Below are 423 nucleotides of genomic sequence, written 5' to 3' on the forward strand. Positions count from 1 at the left end.
AAAAAAGTATTAATTTTGTTGTCATGGTCAAGAGAAAAAGTTACAGTTCAGGCTTCAAAACGAAAGTCGTTTTAGAAGTCCTAAAAGAAAGGGAAACAGTACAGGAGATCGCCCGCAAATACGAACTCCACCCAAGTCAGATCTCAACATGGAAGAGTCAATTTCTATCCAATGCGGATTCGATTTTCGCAAGGGGAGCAAGTAAACCTGAGAAAGACAGGGAAAAGGACGCACTTTTCAAGAAAGTGGGTCAACTCCAGCTGGAGGTTGATTTCTTAAAAAAGTATTGGGGAAATAGATAAAAAAAAGCGGATGTCAAAGATCGACAAGTATCACCCATTGAGCGTTTCCCGCCAATGTGAGGTCTTGGATGTTCCCCGCGGCAGCTTCTACTATTCTCCCCGTGAAGAGGGCTCGTACAAT

At 42.8% G+C, this 423-nt stretch carries 1 protein-coding gene; it reads left to right on the forward strand.

The annotated features are described in order from the left end of the window. A partial coding sequence (locus tag D7D25_RS17755; protein WP_148038994.1) for a transposase occupies positions 1-302 on the forward strand: 302 nt, incomplete at its 5' end. Positions 303-423: the final 121 nt, after the last annotated feature.

It is taken from the genome of Proteiniphilum sp. X52, assembly GCF_003712195.1.
In the GTDB taxonomy this organism is placed as follows: Bacteria; Bacteroidota; Bacteroidia; order Bacteroidales; family Dysgonomonadaceae; genus Proteiniphilum.